The organism is Streptomyces sp. NPDC031418, assembly GCF_055581605.1.
In genome coordinates, this window is record NZ_JBVIJC010000012.1 from 124,590 (window position 1) to 143,038 (window position 18,449).

The following is an 18,449-nucleotide window of genomic DNA, read 5'->3' on the forward strand; positions in this document are numbered from 1 at the left end:
AAGGTGGTCGAAGCACTACGGGCTTCGCTGAAGGAGAACGAACGGCTCAGGAAGGCGGCCGCGGCCGCGAACGAGCCGATAGCGATCGTCGGGATGGGCTGCCGGTACCCGGCCGGGGTGACCTCCCCGGAGGAGCTGTGGGAGCTGGTCGTGGACGGCCGCGACGCCGTCTCCGGGTTTCCCGCGGACCGCGGCTGGGACCTGGCGTCGCTGTTCTCCGACGACCCCGACCGGCCCGGGACCTCGTACACCCGCGAGGGCGGATTCCTGCACGACGCGGCGGAGTTCGACGCCTCCTTCTTCGGGATCTCCCCGCGCGAGGCGCTCGCCATGGACCCGCAGCAGCGGCTGCTCCTTGAGACGTCCTGGGAGGCCGCGGAGCGGGCCGGACTCGATCCGCGGACGCTGCGCGGCAGCCGCACCGGGGTCTTCGCCGGGGTGATGTACCACGAGTACGGCGCCCGGCCCGGTCTGCCGACCGAGGAGGTGGAGGGCTACCTGGGCACCGGCAGCGCGGGCAGCGTCGCCTCCGGCCGGATCTCGTACACCCTGGGCCTGGAGGGTCCCGCCGTCACGGTGGACACCGCGTGCTCGTCCTCGCTGGTGGCGCTGCACCTCGCCGTGCAGGCGCTGCGCCGGGGCGAGTGCTCGCTGGCCTTCGCCGGCGGGGTGACGGTGATGTCGACCCCGTCGACGTTCGTGGAGTTCAGCCGGCAGCGCGGGCTGGCCCCGGACGGCCGGTGCAAGTCCTTCGCCGACGCGGCGGACGGCGCCGGCTGGAGCGAGGGCGCCGGGGTGCTGCTGCTGGAGCGGCTCTCCGACGCGCGCCGCAACGGCCGGCGGATCCTCGCGGTGGTGCGCGGCAGTGCGGTCAACCAGGACGGCGCGAGCAGCGGGCTGACCGCGCCGAACGGGCCGTCGCAGCAGCGGGTGATCCGGCAGGCGCTGGACGACGCGGGTCTGACGACCGCGGACGTCGATGTGATCGAGGGCCACGGCACCGGCACCCCGCTCGGCGATCCGATGGAGGCCCAGGCCATCCTGGCGACCTTCGGCGCGGAGCGGGAACGCCCGCTGTGGCTGGGCTCGGTGAAGTCCAACATCGGACACACCCAGGCGGCCGCCGGGATCGCCGGGGTCATCAAGATGGTGCTGGCGCTGCGCCACGAGCTGCTCCCCCGGACCCTGCACGTCGACCGGCCCTCGACCCGGGTGGACTGGTCGGCGGGCGCGGTGGAGCTGCTGACCGAGAACCGGCCGTGGCCGGACCCGGGGCGGCCGCGCCGCGCCGGGGTGTCGTCCTTCGGCATCAGCGGCACCAACGCCCATGTGGTGGTGGAGGCGGCGCCCGCAGCCGAGCAGGACGCGGACCCCGTACGGCCCTCCCAGGCGCCGGACCGCGCGCTGCCGTGGGTCGTCTCGGGCCACAGCGAGGAGGCGCTGCGGGCGCAGGCCGAGCGGCTGCGCCGGCATCTCGCGGACCACCGCGACGCGTACCTCGCCGATGTGGCGTACTCGCTGGCCACGACGCGCACGGCGTTCGAGCACCGGGCGGTCGTCGTGGCCGCGGACCGCGCGGAGCTGGACCAGGGCCTGCGCCGGCTGGCGAACGGCGAACCGCCCGCCCTCGGCGCGCGCGGCACGGTGTCCGGGGGCCGGCTGGCGGTGCTGTTCACCGGTCAGGGCGCCCAGCGCGTGGGCATGGGCCGCGCGTGGTACGCCCAGTACCCGGTGTTCGCGCAGGCCTTCGACGCGGTGTGCGCGGAGCTGGACCGGCACCTGGACCGGCCGCTGCGCGAGGTGGTCATGGGCGCGCCGGGCACCGAGGGCCTGCTGGACGAGACCGGCTGGACCCAGCCGGCGCTGTTCGCCGTCGAGGTGGCGCTGTACCGGCTGGTGGAGTCCTGGGGCGTACGGGCGGACCTGGTGTCCGGCCACTCCATCGGCGAGCTGGCCGCGGCGCATGTCGCCGGGGTGCTGTCCCTGCCGGACGCGGCCGTGCTGGCCACGGCCCGGGGCCGTCTGATGCAGGCGCTGCCGCGCGGCGGGGCGATGACCGCGGTGCAGGCGAGCGCGGAGGAGGTGGCCCCGCTGCTGGCCGAGCGGGACGGGCGTGCCGGGCTCGCGGCGGTCAACGGCCCGTCGTCCGTGGTGGTCGCGGGTGACGAGGACGCGGTGTCCGAGGTGGCCGCGCACTTCGCCGGGCTGGGCCGCAGCACCAAGCGGCTGCGGGTCAGCCACGCCTTCCACTCGCACCGCATGGACGCCATGGTCGCGGAGTTCGAGGAGGTGGTGCGGGGGGTGACCCTGCGCGCCCCGGAGATCCCGCTGGTGTCCGCGCTGACCGGGACCCTGGTGCCGGCCGAGGAGGTGTGCAGCCCCGCGTACTGGGCCCGGCACGCCCGGGAGACGGTGCGGTTCCTCGACGCCGTGCGCACGCTGGAGGCCGAAGGGGCCACCGTGTTCCTGGAGCTGGGCCCGGACGCGGTGCTCGCGGCCATGGCCCAGGAGTGCGTCACCGGCGAGGGCGCCGTGTTCGCCGCGGCGGCCCACCGTGACACGCCGGAGCAGCAGACGCTGCCGGCGGCGCTGGGCGCGCTGTACGCGCGCGGGGTCGCGGTGGACTGGCCGGCGGTGTTCGCCGGTACCGGCGCCCGGCCGGTCGAGCTGCCGACCTACGCCTTCCAGCGCGAGCGGTACTGGCTGGCGGCGGACGCGGCGGACCCGCTCCCGGCGCTGGTGGACGACCACCGCTACCGCCTCGACTGGGCGGCCCTGGACGCGGCCGCGGGCCCGGGCCGGCTGTCCGGCCGGTGGCTGCTCGTGTCCCCCGAGGGCGTTGACGACGCCGACGCCCTGGCGGCCGTGGTGCGGGCGGCCTGTGAAGGCGCCGGCGCGGACGAGGTACGCCACCTGGCGCTCACCGCCGGCGACGCGGCCGACCGCTCGGCACTCGCCGCCCGGCTGCGCGACATCGCGGCCGACGGTGCGCCGGCCGGGGTGCTGTCCCTGCTGGCACTGGACGAACGACCCCTGTCCGACCCGGAGTTCGCGGCCGCCGGACACTCCGCCATGGCCCAGGGGCTGGCCGCCACCGTCGTACTGACGCAGGCGCTGGACGACGCCGGGATCGACGGCCCGCTGTGGCACCTGACCCAGGGCGCGGTCGCGGTCGGCGCCGACCCGGTGCGGCATCCGGCGCAGGCCGCCGTGTGGGGGCTGGGCAGGGTCGCGGCGCTCGAACGGCCGGACGGCACCGGCGGCCTGGTCGATCTGCCGGAGCTGCTCGACGAGCCCGCGCTGCGGCACCTGACCGGTGTCCTCGCGGACCCCGGCGAGGAGACCCAGCTGGCCGTCCGCGCCGACGCCGTCCACGGCTGCCGGCTGGTGCGCGCCCCGCTGGCCCAGACGCCGGTACGGCGTACCTGGCGGCCGGCCGGAGCCGCGCTGGTGACCGGCGGCACGGGTGCGCTCGGCGCGCAGGTGGCCCGCTGGCTGGCCGCCCGGGGCGTGCCCCACCTGCTGCTGCTCAGCCGGCGCGGCCCCGACGCCCCCGGGGTGGCCGAGCTGACGGCCGAACTCAAGGAACTGGGCAGCGAGGTGACCGTCGCCGCCTGCGACCTCGCCGACCGGGAGGCGCTGCGCCGGGCCGTCGCGGCGCTGCCCGCGGAGCACCCGGTGACCACGGTCGTCCACGCGGCGGGCGACATCCAGCGGGAGAAGCCGCTGGCCGAGTGCTCGCTCGCGGAGATCGCCGAGGTGCTGTCCGGCAAGGTCGAGGGGGCCCGGAACCTGGACGCCGTCTTCGACGGCGGCCCCGGCCGCTCCCCCGACGCGTTCGTGCTGTTCTCCTCCGGCGCCGGGCTGTGGGGCAACGTCGGCCAGGCGGCCTACGCGGCGGCCAACGCCTTCCTGGACGCGCTGGCGAGCGAGCGCCGCGCCCGCGGGCTGGCCGCGACCTCGGTGGCGTGGGGCGCGTGGGACGGCGGTGGCATGGCGGCCGCCGAGGGCGCGGGCGAGCTGCTGCGCGAGCGCGGGGTGCCGCTGATGGCACCGGAGACGGCGCTGGCGGGACTCCAGGCGGCCCTCGACCGCGACGAGACCCTCACGGCCTTCGCCGGCATCGACTGGGAGCGGTTCGCGCCCGCGTACAGCCTGACCCGGTCCCGGGCGCTGCTGGCCGACCTGCCCGACGCGCGGCGCGCCGTGCAGGGCGGGACCGGGTCCGGCGGGGCGGACGCCGCCCTGCGGGAGCGGCTCGCGGGGCTGGCCGAGGACGAGCAGGACCGGCTGCTGCTGGAGCTGGTGCGCGACCGGGCGGCCGCCGCCCTCGGGCACCGCTCGGCCGAACAGGTCCGCGCCTCGCAGGCGTTCAAGGACCTCGGCTTCGACTCGATGGCGTCGCTGACCCTGCGCAACCGGCTCGCCGAGGCCACCGGCCTCTCCCTGCCCACCACGGTGGTCTTCGACCATGCCACCCCGGCCGCGCTGGCCCGGCATCTGCGCGAGCAGCTGCGGCCCGACACGGCGGGCGCGGAGGCGGTGCTCGCCGAGGTGGACCGGTGGGCGGCGGCCGTGGAGGCGCTGGAGCCCGACGCCGAGGCGCACGGCCGGGTCGTCGCCCGGCTGCGCTCGCTGCTGTGGAAGTGGGACCGGTCCGGCGCGGGCGCCGCGACGGGGCCGGCCGACGACGCCCTGGACCTCGCCAGTGACGAGGAGATCTTCGACATCGTCGACAAGGAGCTGGGAATCTCGTGACGACCTCAGAGGACAAACTCCGGCAGTATCTGAAGCTCGTCACCACCGAGCTGCGCCAGACCCGGGCCCGGCTCGAGGACGCCGAGGAGCAGCGGTACGAGCCGGTGGCGATCGTCGCCATGGGGTGCCGCTTCCCCGGGGACGTCGAGACCCCCGAAGACCTGTGGCGGCTGGTCGCCGACGGCACGGACGCGGTCACCGGCCTGCCGGAGGACCGCAACTGGGACGTGGCGGGCCTGTACGACCCGGAGCCGGGCCGGCCGGGCAAGAGCTACGCCCGGGAGGGCGCCTTCCTGCGCGACCCGGCGGGCTTCGACGCCGAGTTCTTCGGCATCAACCCGCGTGAGGCCCTGGCGACCGACCCCCAGCAGCGGCTCTGGCTGGAGATCGTCTGGGAGGCGCTGGAGCGCGCCGGGATCGTCCCGGAGAGTCTGCGCGGCAGCCGGGCCGGGGTCTTCGTCGGGCTGACGCACCAGGGGTACGCGTTCCCCACCCGGGCCGACGAGGCCGACGAGGTGGCCGGCTACCGGCTGACCGGCAGCACCGCGGCCGTGGCGGCCGGGCGCACCTCCTATGTGCTCGGACTGACCGGCCCGGCGGTGACCATCGACACCGCGTGCTCCTCCTCGCTGGTGGCGCTGCACCAGGCGTGTCACGCGCTGCGCTCCGGAGAGTGCTCGCTGGCGCTGGCCGGCGGGGTCACGGTGATGTCCACGCCGAACGCCTTCGTGGAGTTCAGCCGGCAGCGCGGGCTGGCCGCGGACGGCCGGTGCAAGTCGTTCGCCGCGGCGGCCGACGGCACCGGCTGGGGCGAGGGCGCCGGCGTGCTGGTGCTGGAGCGGCTGTCCGACGCGCGGCGCAACGGCCATCCGGTGCTCGCCGTGATCCGCGGCTCCGCCGTCAATCACGGGGGCGCCGGCAACGGGCTGACGGCCCCCAACGGCCCCTCCCAGCGCCGTCTGATCGAGGAGGCGCTGGCCGCCGCCCGGCTGACGCCCGCCGACGTCGACGCGGTCGAGGCGCACGGGACGGGGACCACGCTGGGCGATCCGATCGAGGCGCAGGCGCTGCTCGCGACCTACGGTCAGGGGCGCCCGGCGGACCGCCCGCTGTGGCTGGGCTCGGTGAAGTCCAACATCGGCCACACCCAGGCGGCCTCGGGCGTGGCCGGGGTGATCAAGATGGTGATGGCGCTGCGGCACGGCGTACTGCCGCGCACGCTGCACGTGGACGAGCCCACCCCGCACGTCGACTGGTCGGCCGGCGCGGTACGGCTGCTCACCGACGAGCAGCCCTGGCCCGGCTCCGACCGGCCGCGCCGTGCGGGCGTGTCGTCGTTCGGCGTCAGCGGCACCAACGCCCATGTCATCGTGGAGCAGGCGCCGCAGGAGGAGCCCGCCCCCGAGTCCGCCGGCCCCTCCTCCGCCTCCGACCAGGACGTGGTGCTGCCGTGGCTGCTGTCCGCCCGGAGCGCGGAGGCGCTGCGTGCGCAGGCGGCCCGGCTCGCCGCGTACGCCGAGGCCCGTCCGGAGCTGTCCGACGCGGCCATCGGCCGGGCCCTCGCCACCACCCGGTCCGTCTTCGCGCACCGCGCGGTGGTGGTCGGCAATGACCGCGGCGAGCTGGTCAAGGGGCTGGTGGCCGTGGACCGGGGCGAGGAGTCCCCGGCGGTGGTGTGCGGCCGTACCCGCGAGGACCGGGACGGCACCGGGTCCCCGGCCGGGCGGGAGCGGACGGTGTTCGTCTTCCCCGGCCAGGGCTCGCAGTTCGCCGGCATGGCCGCGGGCCTGCTGGAGTCGGAGCCGGTGTTCCGGGCGGCCGTCGAGGAGTGCGCGGAGGCCCTGGCACCGCATGTGGACTGGTCGCTGCTGGACGTGCTGCGCGGCGAGGCCGGGGCCGACTGGCTGGAGCGGGTGGACGTCGTACAGCCGGCGCTGTTCGCGGTGATGGTGTCGCTGGCCGCGCTGTGGCGGTCGGTGGGCGTGGAGCCGGACGCGGTGGTGGGCCACTCGCAGGGCGAGATCGCCGCCGCGTGTGTGGCGGGCGTGCTGTCGCTTCAGGACGCGGCCCGGGTGGTGGCCGTGCGCAGCAAGGCGCTGCGGGCGCTGGCCGGCCGCGGCGGCATGGTGACGGTCGCGCTCGGCGAGGAGGCGGCCGCGGCGCGCATCGCGCCGTGGGACGGCCGGCTGTCGGTGGCCGCCGTCAACAGCCCGTCGTCGGTGGTGGTCTCCGGCGACGGGGACGCCCTGGAGGAGCTGCTGGCCGGGTGTGCCGAGGACGGGGTGCGGGCCCGCCGGATCCCGGTGGACTACGCCTCGCACTCCCCGCAGGTCGAGGAGGTGCGCGAGGACCTGCTGGCGGCGCTGGCCGGGATCGAGCACCACACGCCGCGGGTGGCGTTCTGTTCGACGGTGACCGGGACCTTCCTGGACGAAGATGGGCTGGACGCCGGGTACTGGTACCGCAATCTGCGCCGGCCGGTGCGGCTGGCGCAGGTGACCCAGGCGCTCGCGGCCGAGGGCTACGGGGTGTTCCTGGAGGTCAGCCCGCACCCGGTGCTGACCGTCCCGCTCCAGGAGACGATGGAGGCGGCCGAGGCGCCCGGCGTGCTGGTCGCCGGGACGCTGCGCCGGGACGACGGCGGGCGGGCCGGATTCCTGCGCGCGGCGGGCGGGCTGTTCGTGCACGGCGTCCCGGTCGACTGGGCGCGGCTGTTCCCGCAGGACGGCGGGGCCCGGCCGGCGGTGGACCTGCCGACGTACCCCTTCCAGCGGCAGCACTACTGGCTGGACGACCGGGACGCGGGCGCGGACGTCACGGCGGCGGGGCTCGCGCCGGGCGGCCATCCGCTGGTCGGGGCGGTCGTCGCGGCGGCCACCGGCGAGGGGCTGGTGCTCAGCGGGCGCCTCTCGGTGCGCACCCATCCCTGGCTCGCCGACCACGCGGTGCACGGCGCGGTGCTGCTGCCCGGGACCGCCTTCCTCGAACTGGCGCTGTACGCGGGCCGGTTGCTGGACGCGGGGCGGGTGCAGGAGCTGACCGTCGAGGCTCCGCTGACGCTGAGCGAGGACGGCGAGGTGACCCTTCAGCTGGTGGCCGACCGCCGTGCGGACGGGGCGGGCTGGACCGTGGGCGTGCACTCCAGGACCGGGGACGACGAGCCCTGGACCCGGCACGCGTCCGGGGTCCTCGCCGAGGACGGGCCCGCGCCCGCCGCCGGGTTCGCGGCCTGGCCGCCGCCGGGCGCCGTCCCGGTCGACGTGCGCGACCACTACCTCCGGCTGGCCGACCGCGGCTACGCGTACGGACCGGCCTTCCAGGGGCTGGCCGCCGCCTGGCGGCTGGGCGACTCCGTGCTCGCCGAGGTACGGCCGGCCGAGGAGAACCTGGCCGACGCCGAGGCCTTCGGCCTGCACCCGGCGCTGCTGGACGCGGCCCTGCACGCCGTCGCCTTCACCGGCGGGGACGCGGCGGAGCCGGGGCCCGCGCTGCTGCCGTTCTCCTGGAGCGATGTCTCGCTGCACGCCGTCGGCGCGGGAGCGGTGCGGGCGGTGCTGTCCCCGGCGGGCAAGGACGCCGTGACGGTCGCCCTCTTCGACGCGGCCGGGCTGCCCGTCGCCACGGTGGGCTCGCTGGCCCTGCGCCCGGTCGACCCCGAACGGCTGGCCGCCGCCTCCGCGGCCGGCCACGACGGGCTGTTCCGCCTGGACTGGCCGGCCGCACCGGCCGCCGGGGACCCGGGCGACACCGCGCCGGAGGACTGGGCCCTGGTGGGTCCCGGCCTCGACGAGGTCGCGGCCGCGCTTCCCGGCGTACGGCACCACGCCGACCTGGCGGCCCTGGCCGGCGGCGTCGGCCCGGACGGGACCGCCCCGGGCACGGTGCTGGTGTCCTGCGTGCCGGCCCCCGCCGAGGCGGGGGACGTGCACGGCGTGGCGGCGCGGGCGCTGGGGCTGGTGCGGGAGTTCCTCGCCGACGAACGGCTCCTGGCGGCGCGGCTGGTGATGCTCACCCGGGGTGCGGTCGCGGTGGACGCCACGGACGTCCCGGACCCCGCGCAGGCGGCGGTCTGGGGGCTCGTACGGACCGCGCAGACCGAACACCCCGGCCGGTTCGTACTGGTGGACCTCGACGGCGCCGCAGCGCCGGCCGGGCCGCCGGTCGCCGCCCTGGCCACCGGCGAGCCGCAGCTCGCCGTGCGCGCGGGCGAGGTCCGGGTACCGCGGCTCGCGCGGGCCGGCGGAGCGGAGCGGCAGCCCGCCGGGCGGCCCTCCTTCGCCGGGGGCACCGTCCTGATCACCGGCGGCACCGGGCTGCTCGGCGGGCTGCTGGCCCGTCATCTGGTCACCGGGTACGCGGCCGAGCGGCTGCTGCTGGTGAGCCGTCAGGGGCCGGCCGCGCCGGGCGCCCCCGAGTTGGTGGCGGAGCTGGCCGCGCTCGGAGCCACGGCCGAGGCCGTCGCCTGCGACGTGTCCGACCGGGACGCGCTGGCCGCGGTGTTCGACCGGATCCCGGCCGCGCAGCCGCTGACCGCCGTGATCCACGCGGCCGGGGTGCTGGACGACGCGGTGGTGACCGATGTGACCCCGGATCGGCTGGACCGCGTGCTGCGGCCCAAGACCGACGCGGCCGGGCATCTGGACGCGCTGACCCGCGGGCTGGACCTGTCGGCGTTCGTGCTGTTCTCGTCGGCCTCCGGGACCCTCGGCACGGCCGCGCAGGGGGCGTACGCCGCGGCCAACGCCGCCCTGGACGCGCTGGCGCAGCGCCGCCGCGCGGACGGTCTGCCCGCCACCTCGCTGGCCTGGGGGTTCTGGGCGCAGCAGAGCGGGATGACCGGGCATCTCGGCGAGCTGGACCTGGCCCGGATCGCCCGGTCCGGGATGCGCCCGCTGACCTCCGAGGAGGGGCTGGCGCTGTTCGACCGGGCGCTGGCGGCCGGCGACCCGGTGCTGGCACCGCTGCGGATCGACACCGCGGCGCTGCGGGCCCGGGCCGCCGCCTCCGACGCGGTGCCGGCGGTGCTGCGCGCCCTGGCCGGTCCCGCGGTGCGCCGGGCGGCGGCCGCAGGAACCGGTGCGCGCCCGGCGGAGCAGCCGGCGCTCGCGGGCCTGGCGGAGCTGCCTGCCGAGGAGCGGGCGCGGGTGCTGCTGGAGCTGGTGCGGACCACGGTGGCGGCGGTGCTGGGCCACCGCTCCCCCGACGAGGTGCCGGAGACCCGCGGCTTCGTGGAGATGGGCTTCGACTCGCTGACCGCGGTCGAGCTGCGCAACCGGCTCGCCGCCGCCGTCGGACGGCGCCTGCCGACCACCCTCGTCTTCGACCACCCCACGCCCCGCGCCGTCGCCCGGCACCTGGACACGCTGCTGGCCCCGGCCGCGGCACCGGACGGGGACGACGTCCTGGCCGGCCTCGACCGGCTGGCGGCCGGGCTGCGCGCCGCGGACGAGGGCGGCGAGCTGCGCGAGCAAGCCGTGGCGCGGCTGTCGGAGCTGCTGGCCGAGCTGACCGGAGCCGCCGCCGACGCGGGGCCGGGGCTCGACGGCGCCACCGACGAGGAGCTCTTCGACCTGGTCGACAACCGGTTCAGCAATGCCAATTGACGAGCGTGACCAGCGTGACCAGCCGTCGTGCCGGCTGTCGGGAAGGTGTGGAACGCATGGCGGATGAGAACAAGCTCCGCGAATATCTCAAGCGGGCGATCGCGGAGGGACAGCAGACCCGGCAGCGCCTGGACGAGGTGGAGGCCAGGGCCCGGGAACCGATCGCGGTGGTCTCCATGGCCTGCCGGTTCCCCGGGGGCGCCACCGGCCCCGAGGAGCTGTGGCGGCTGGTCGCCGACGGCCGTGACACGCTCTCCGGGCTGCCCGCCGACCGGGGCTGGGACCTGGACCGGCTGCTCGGCGACGCCGACGGGCCGGGCAGGTCGCACGCCGGGGTGGGCGGCTTCCTGTACGACGCCGCGGACTTCGACCCGGAGTTCTTCGGGATCAGCCCGCGCGAGGCGCTGGCGATGGACCCCCAGCAGCGGCTGGTGCTGGAGCTGGCCTGGGAGGTCATGGAGCGGGCCCGGATCGCCCCGGACTCGCTGCGCGGCAGCCGGACCGGGGTCTTCCTCGGGGTGATGTACAGCGACTACGGCAGCCGGGTCACCCAGGCCCCGGAGGAGCTGGAGGGGTATATCGGCAACGGCAGCGCGGGCAGCGTCGCCTCCGGCCGGCTGGCGTACACGTTCGGGCTGGAGGGCCCGGCGGTGACGGTGGACACCGCGTGCTCGTCGTCGCTGGTGGCGCTGCATCTGGCGAGCAACGCGCTGCGCAACGGGGAGTGTTCGCTGGCGCTGGCCGGCGGGGTGACGGTGATGTCCACCCCCGGGGTGTTCGTGGAGTTCAGCCGGCAGGGCGGGCTGGCCACGGACGGCCGGTGCAAGTCGTTCGCCGCGGCGGCCGACGGCACCGGCTGGGGCGAGGGCGCCGGTCTGCTGGTGCTGGAGCGGCTGTCCGACGCGCGGCGCAACGGCCATCCGGTGCTCGCCGTGATCCGCGGCTCCGCCGTCAACCAGGACGGCGCGAGCAGCGGACTGACCGTGCCGAACGGCCCCTCCCAGCAGCGGGTCATCCGGGCGGCGCTGGACCGGGCCAGGCTGTCCCCGGCGGACGTGGACGCCGTCGAGGCGCACGGCACCGGCACCCGGCTCGGCGACCCGATCGAGGCGCAGGCGCTGCTCTCGACCTACGGCCAGGGCCGCCCGGCGGACCGTCCGCTGTGGCTGGGCTCGGTGAAGTCCAACATCGGCCACACCCAGGCGGCGGCCGGGGTCGCCGGGGTGATCAAGATGGTGATGGCGCTGCGGCACGGCGTGCTGCCGCGCACGCTGCACGTGGACGAGCCCACCCCGCACGTCGACTGGTCGGCGGGCGCGGTACGGCTGTTGACGCAGGACCAGCAGTGGCCGGCGTCCGACCGGCCGCGCCGCGCGGGTGTCTCGTCCTTCGGCGTCAGCGGCACCAACGCCCATGTGATCCTGGAGCAGGCACCGCAGGAGGAGCCCGCCCCGGAGCCCGCGGCCGTCCCCTCCGCCTCCGACCAGGACGTGGTGCTGCCCTGGCTGCTGTCCGCCCGGAGCGAGGAGGCGCTGCGCGCGCAGGCGGCCCGGCTGGTGGCGCATCTCGACGCCCGCCCGGACGAGCGGCCCGTCGACACCGCCTGGTCGCTGAGCCGGCGCGCGGTGCTCGACCACCGTGCGGTCGTGGTGGCCCGGGACCGGGACGAGGTGCGCCGGACCCTGCGGGCGCTCGCGGACGGCGGCACCGCGCCCGGCCTGGTGCGGGGCACGGCCGGCGGCGCGGGTCTCGCCTTCCTGTTCACCGGCCAGGGCAGCCAGCGCCGGGAGATGGGCCAGGAACTGTACGCCGCCTTCCCGGCGTTCGCCGATGCGCTGGACACCGTCTCGGAGGCGCTCGACGCCCATCTGGACCGTCCGCTGAAGGAGGTCGTCGCCGGCGCCGCGGACGCGGACGGTCTGCTGGACGAGACCGCGTACGCGCAGCCCGCGCTGTTCGCCTTCGAGGTGGCGCTGTTCCGGCTGCTCGAACAGTGGGGTGTGCGGCCGGACTTCGTCGCCGGCCACTCGATCGGCGAGCTGGCCGCGGCGCACGCCGTCGGGGTGCTGTCCCTGCCGGACGCCGCGCTGCTGGTCGCCGAGCGCGGCCGGCTGATGCAGCGGATGCCGTCGGGCGGCGCGATGGTCGCGGTCCAGGCCGCCGAGGAGGAGGTGCTGCCGTATCTGGCGGACTTCCACGGCAGGGTCGCCGTCGCGGCGGTCAACGGGCCGTCCTCGGTGGTGCTCAGCGGCGATCTGGCCGCGGTCGAGGAGACGGCGCGGATGTTCGGCGCGCGCGGGCGCAAGACCCGGCGGCTGACGGTGAGCCACGCCTTCCACTCGGCGCACATGGACGGGATGCTGGACGCCTTCCGGGAGGTGGCGCGAGGCCTTCAGTTCCGGCCGCCCCGGATCCCGCTGGTGTCCACCCTGACCGGGGCCGTGGCCACCGCGGAGGAACTGGCTTCGCCCGACTACTGGGTGCGCCATGCGCGGGGCTCGGTGCGGTTCCTGGACGCCGTGCGCACGCTGGAGGCCCGGGGCGCCGGGAAGTTCCTGGAGCTGGGTCCGGACGGTGTGCTGACGGCGATGGCGCAGAGCTGCCTCACGGCGGAGGGCGCGGTGTCCGCGGCGACCGCGCGCGCCGGCCGCTCGGAGGCGGAGACACTGGTCGCGGCCGTGTCCCGGATGCACGCGCACGGCACACCGGTGGACTGGGACGCGTACTTCGCGGGCACCGGTCCCCGGCCGGTCGACCTGCCCACCTATCCGTTCCAGCGGCGCCGGTTCTGGCTGGACCCGACCGCGGACGGGACGGCGGCCGGAGCACCGGACCTGGCCGGTCTGCGCGCGGTGGAACACGCCCTGCTGCGGGCCGCGGTGGAGCTGCCGACCGGGGACGGGATCCTGTTCACCGGCCGGCTGTCCGCGGCCGAGCACCCCTGGCTCGCCGACCACACGGTGCTCGGCGCCCCGCTGCTGCCCGGTACCGCCCTGGTGGACCTGGCGCTGGCGGCCGGCCGGGAGGCGGGGCTGCCGGAGCTGGAGGAGCTGACCCTTGAGGCGCCGCTGGTCCTGGACGGGGACGGCGCGGTGACCGTCCAGGTCTTCCTCGGCCCGGCCGACGACTCGGGGCGCCGCCCGGTGAGCATCCACTCGGCCGCCGGGGACGCGGCGCCGGGACAGCCGCCGGTGCGGCACGCCACCGGTGTGCTCGCCGCCCCGGCCGGCGGGGAGCCGGAACCGCTCGCGGTGTGGCCGCCCGAGGGCGCCGACGCGATCGGGGTGGCGGACCTGTACGACGATCTCGCCGCCGCGGGGCTGGGCTACGGCCCGGTGTTCCGCGGGCTGCGCGCGGCGTGGCGGCGCGGTGCGGAGGTGTTCGCCGAGGTGGCGTTCCCCGCCGAGGACGCGGGGGGCACCGACGGGTTCGGTGTGCATCCGGCGCTGCTGGACGCGGCCCTGCACGGGGCCGCCCTGGGCGGTCTGGTCGAGGGTGGGGGCGCGGCGCGGGTGCCGTTCTCCTGGAACGGCGTGGCGCTGCATCGCACCGGCGCGGCGCGGCTGCGCGTCAGGCTGGCACCGGCCGGGAGCGACGGGGTCGCGGTGACGGCCGCGGACGAGGAGGGGCGGCCGGTGGCGTCGGTGCGGTCCCTGGTGCTGCGGCCGGTCTCGCCGGAGCAGATCCGGGCCGCGGGCGGGGTACGGCGCGATGTGCTGTTCCGGCTCGACTGGCCGCGCCTCGACGAGCAGCCGGCGCCGGAACAGGACGCGGCCCCGGTGCGGCGCTGCGCGGTGCTGGGCCCGGACGGCGACGGACCGGCGGCGCGGTGGGCGGCCGGGCTGGAGGCCGCCGGTGTCGAGGTCGTCCGCGCGGCCGAGCCGGCGCAGTGGCACGAGCCGGTGCCGGACGCCGTCGTCCTGGCCGTGGACACCGGGGCCGGGCGCAACGCCGTACACGAGGCGCTCGCGGCGGCCCAGGCGTGGCTCGCGGACCCGCGCTCCGCCGGCGCCCGGCTGGCGTTCGTGACCGAGGGCGCGGTGGCGGCCGCCGGCGGGGACACCGTCCCGGCGCCGGCCCAGGCGGCCGTGTGGGGGCTGATCCGGTCCGCGCAGACGGAGAACCCGGGCCGCTTCGTGCTCGTCGACATGGACGCTGCCGAGGAGTCGCCGCGGGCGCTGGCCGCGGCGCTCGGCAGCGGCGAACCCCAGCTGGCGATCCGCGCCGGCGCGCTCACGGTCCCCCGGCTCACCCGGGTCGCGGTGCCCGCCGCGCCGGAGCAGCTCGCGGACCCGGACGGCACCGCCCCCCGCCCGCCCGCGCCGGACCCGGAGGGCACCGTGCTGGTGACCGGCGGCACCGGTGGGCTCGGCGCCCAGGTGGCGCGGCGGCTGGTCGTCCGGCACGGGGTACGGCATCTGCTGCTGGCGAGCCGGCGCGGTCCGGCGGCCGACGGCGCCGCCGAGCTGGCCGGCGAACTCACCGCGCTGGGTGCCCGGGTGACCGTCGCCGCCTGCGACGTGGCCGACCGGGAGGCGCTGGCCCGGCTGCTGGCGGACATCCCGGCCGCGCATCCGCTGACCGCCGTGGTGCACACCGCCGGGGTCCTGGACGACGGGGTGCTCACCTCGCTGACCCCCGAGCGGCTGGACGCGGTGCTGCGGGCCAAGGCGGACTCCGCGGCGCATCTGCACGAGCTGACCGGCGACGCCCGGCTCTCGGCGTTCGTCCTGTTCTCCTCGGCGTCCGGGGTGCTGGGCGCCGCGGGGCAGGGCAACTACGCCGCCGCGAACGCCTGGCTCGACGCTCTGGCGCAGCACCGGGCCGCGCGCGGGCTGCCCGGGGTCTCGCTGGCCTGGGGTCCCTGGGAGGAGCAGCAGGGCGGCATGACCGCCACGCTGGACCGGGGCGAGCTGGCCCGGTTCGCGCGCACCGGTGTCGCCGCCCTCCCCGCCGACCAGGCGCTCGCCCTGTTCGACGCGGTCTGGGCGGGCGAGGACCCGCTGCTGGTGCCGATGCGTCTGGACACCGCGGTGCTGCGCGGCAGCGCGGGCGGCACGGACGTACCGGCCGCACTACGCGGACTGGTGCCCCCGGCGCGGCGCCGGCCGGCCCCGGCCGCCCGGCCGCTCGCCGAGCTGGCCGGGGAGGAGCGGGCCGCGGCGCTGCGCGAGCTGGTGCGAGCGCGCGCGGCCGGGGTGCTCGGCCATGCCGCGCCGGAGGAGTTCGACGACAGCCGGCCGTTCCTTGAGTCCGGGTTCGACTCGCTGACCGCGGTGGAGCTGCGCAACGCGCTCGGCGAGGCGACGGGCCTCCGGCTGCCCGCCACGGTGGTGTTCGACAGCGGCACCCCCGAGGCGCTCGCCGCCCGGCTGGGCGAGCTGCTGGACGCCGCCCGGCCCGGCGGGGACGGGGCCGGCGCCGCGCCGCAGGACACCATCGACGCCCTGTACCGGCAGGCCTGTGCCGAGGACCGGATCGGCGAGGCGAACGAGTTCCTGATGGCCGCCTCCAGGCTGCGTCCGGCGTTCACCGCCGACCGTGCGGAGGCCGCCGTCCTGGAGCCGCTGCGCCTGGCCACCGGTCCCGAGGAGCCCGTGCTGATCTGCTTCCCGAGCGTCGGCGCGTCGTCGAGCCCGTTGCAGTACGCCCGGTTCGCCACCGCGCTGGACGGGGTGCGCACGGTGTCGGTGCTGCCGGTGCCGGGCTTCGTCGCAAACGAGCCGGTGCCCGCCGACTTCGCCGCCATGGTGCAGACCCAGGCCGAGGCGGTGCTGGCTTGCGCGGGCGAGGCGCCGTTCGTCCTGGTCGGCTACTCCTCGGGCGGCTGGCTGGCCAACGCGGTGGCGGGGCAGCTGGAGCGGCAGGGCCGCGGCCCGTCGGCCGTGGTGCTGCTGGACACCTACTTCGTCGACAGCAGTCTGCCGGCGATCCAGCCGGCCCTCACCCGGGGCATGTTCGACCGCGAGGACGTGTTCGGGCGGATCGACCATGTCCGGTGGACGGCGATGGGCGCGTATCTGCGGCTGTTCGCCGACTTCACCCCGTCCGCCACGCGGGCGCCGACGGTGCTGGTCCAGGCCTCGGACCCGATGCCGGCCGCGGACGACACGGCACCGTGGCCCGGCCCCGGGGAACGGACCCTGGCCTTCCCCATGGCCGTACGGCCGGTGCCGGGCGACCACTTCACGATCGTGGAGGACGCCGCCGAAGCGGTCGCGCACGCGGTGCACGACTGGCTCACCTCGAACTGACACCACGTCACACCCGACCGACGAGAGAGAGAACGCACATGTCCGAGACATCGACGGTGACCGGCGAGGACCTGCACGAGTACCCGATGCGGCGCGGCTGCCCCTACCACCCGCCGGCGGAGTACACCGAGCTGGACGCGCAGGGCCCGCTGTCCCAGGTGCGGCTGTACGACGGCCGTACCGCCTGGCTGGTGACCCGGTACCCGGAGACCCGGGAGATGTTCGCCGACGCGAAGGTCTTCTCCTCCGACCACGACAACCCGAAGTTCCCGATCCTCGCCGAGCGGGAGAAGAACTTCCCCGAGTTCACCCAGGAGCTGTTCGGCCTGGACGGCGAGGCGCACAAGGCGCGCCGGAAGATGCTGCTGCCGCGCTTCACCGCCAAGCAGGTGGAGAAGATGCGGCCGATGATCCAGGAGGTCGCCGACGAGCTGATCGACGAGCTGCTGCGGCGCGGCGGCCCGGTCGACCTGGTCGCGGTGCTGGGCAGGCCGCTGCCGTCGCGGGTGATCTGCCGGCTGCTCGGCATCTCCTACGAGGAGCACGAGCTGTTCGAGGTGCACGCCCAGGGCATCATGCAGGCCCCCGACCTGGAGAAGGCGGTGCTGGCCGGCCGGGAGCTGCTCGACTACCTGGTGCAGGTGGTGCAGGCCAAGCAGGACCACCTCGGCGACGACCTGCTCAGCACGCTGATCACCGAGCGGCTGCACACCGGCGAGCTGACCGAGATCGAGGTGTCCAAGCTCATGGTCGCCCTGCTGATCGGCGGCCAGGAGACGACCACCAGCATGATCGGTCTGGGCACCCTCACGCTGCTGGAGCACCCCGATCAGCTGGCGCTGCTGCGCAAGGACCCCAGCCTGCTGCCCGGCGCGGTGGAGGAGCTGATGCGCTTCCTGTCCATCGCGGACCTGACCACGCTGCGGGTGGCCACCCGGGATGTGGAGGTGGCCGGGCAGCAGATCAAGGAGGGGGACGGCGTCATCCTCTCGACCGCCGCCGCCAACCGCGACCCCGCGTTCTTCGAGAACCCCGACACCTTCGACATCCGCCGCTCGACCCAGGGCCACCTGGCGTTCGGGCACGGCCCGCACCGCTGCCTGGGCGAGAACCTGGCCCGGGCCGAGCTGGAGATCCTCTTCGGCACCCTCTTCGACCGGATCCCGACGCTGCGGCTGGCCGTCCCGGTGGACCAGGTCCGCATGAAGGTCGGCATGACGCTGGAGGGTCTGCACGACCTCCCCGTCACCTGGTAGGCGACGCCCCGCCCGGCCGCACACTCCCCGTAAGGAAGCACGCATGGACGACCGTTACGCGATCATCGAGACCTGTGATCGCATGGGCTGGCACACCGACCGGCACGAATGGGACGAGGTCACCGACCTGTTCACGGACAAGGTGCTGCTGGACTACACCAGTCTGCTCGGCGGAGAACCGAGCACGGTGAGCGCCAAGGAGCTGGTCGGTTCCTGGATCGCCGTGCTCGGCGGTTACGACGCCTCCCAGCACCTGATGACCAACCACCTGGTGACGCTGAAGGGCGACACCGCGGAATGCACCGCCTCCTTCCAGGCCACGCACCGGCTGGACAACCTCATGGGTTCCCCGCTGTGGCGGGTCGGCGGAACCTACCGTTTCCACCTCGTCCGGTCCGCGGACCGCTGGAAGATCGACGAGTTGGCGATGACGGTTCTCTGGGCCGAGGGAAACAAGAACATCGCGGATATCGCCGCGGCCCGGCAGGCGGAGCGGAAATCCGGGGAATAGCGCTGTGCCCCGCGCCGGGCGCGGCGCATTCGGCGGCCGCGCCCGGCGGAAAAGCCCGGAAACAGTA

General features: G+C 76.3%; 3 protein-coding genes and 2 pseudogenes. All 5 read left to right on the forward strand.

Annotated features, from left to right (window positions below):
• Positions 1 to 6: 6 nt before the first annotated feature.
• Positions 7 to 4,758 (forward strand): annotated as a pseudogene (locus ACZ5CZ_RS19615) (type I polyketide synthase); the annotation flags it as partial.
• Complete coding sequence (locus ACZ5CZ_RS19620; protein ID WP_468944370.1) at positions 4,755 to 10,361, forward strand: type I polyketide synthase; 5,607 nt, start codon at positions 4,755 to 4,757, stop codon at positions 10,359 to 10,361. The pseudogene ACZ5CZ_RS19615 and the gene ACZ5CZ_RS19620, both read left to right, overlap by 4 nt.
• 74 nt (positions 10,362 to 10,435) lie before the next feature.
• Positions 10,436 to 16,615: pseudogene (locus ACZ5CZ_RS19625) on the forward strand (type I polyketide synthase); the annotation flags it as partial.
• 38 nt (positions 16,616 to 16,653) lie between these two features.
• Positions 16,654 to 17,871 carry a cytochrome P450 gene (locus ACZ5CZ_RS19630; RefSeq protein ID WP_385844328.1) on the forward strand — a complete coding sequence of 406 codons (1,218 nt, stop codon included), beginning with the start codon at positions 16,654 to 16,656 and terminating at the stop codon, positions 17,869 to 17,871.
• Between the two features lie 43 nt (positions 17,872 to 17,914).
• Positions 17,915 to 18,382: a nuclear transport factor 2 family protein gene (locus ACZ5CZ_RS19635; RefSeq protein WP_385844326.1), complete on the forward strand. Its 468-nt coding sequence runs from the start codon at positions 17,915 to 17,917 to the stop codon at positions 18,380 to 18,382.
• Positions 18,383 to 18,449: the final 67 nt, after the last annotated feature.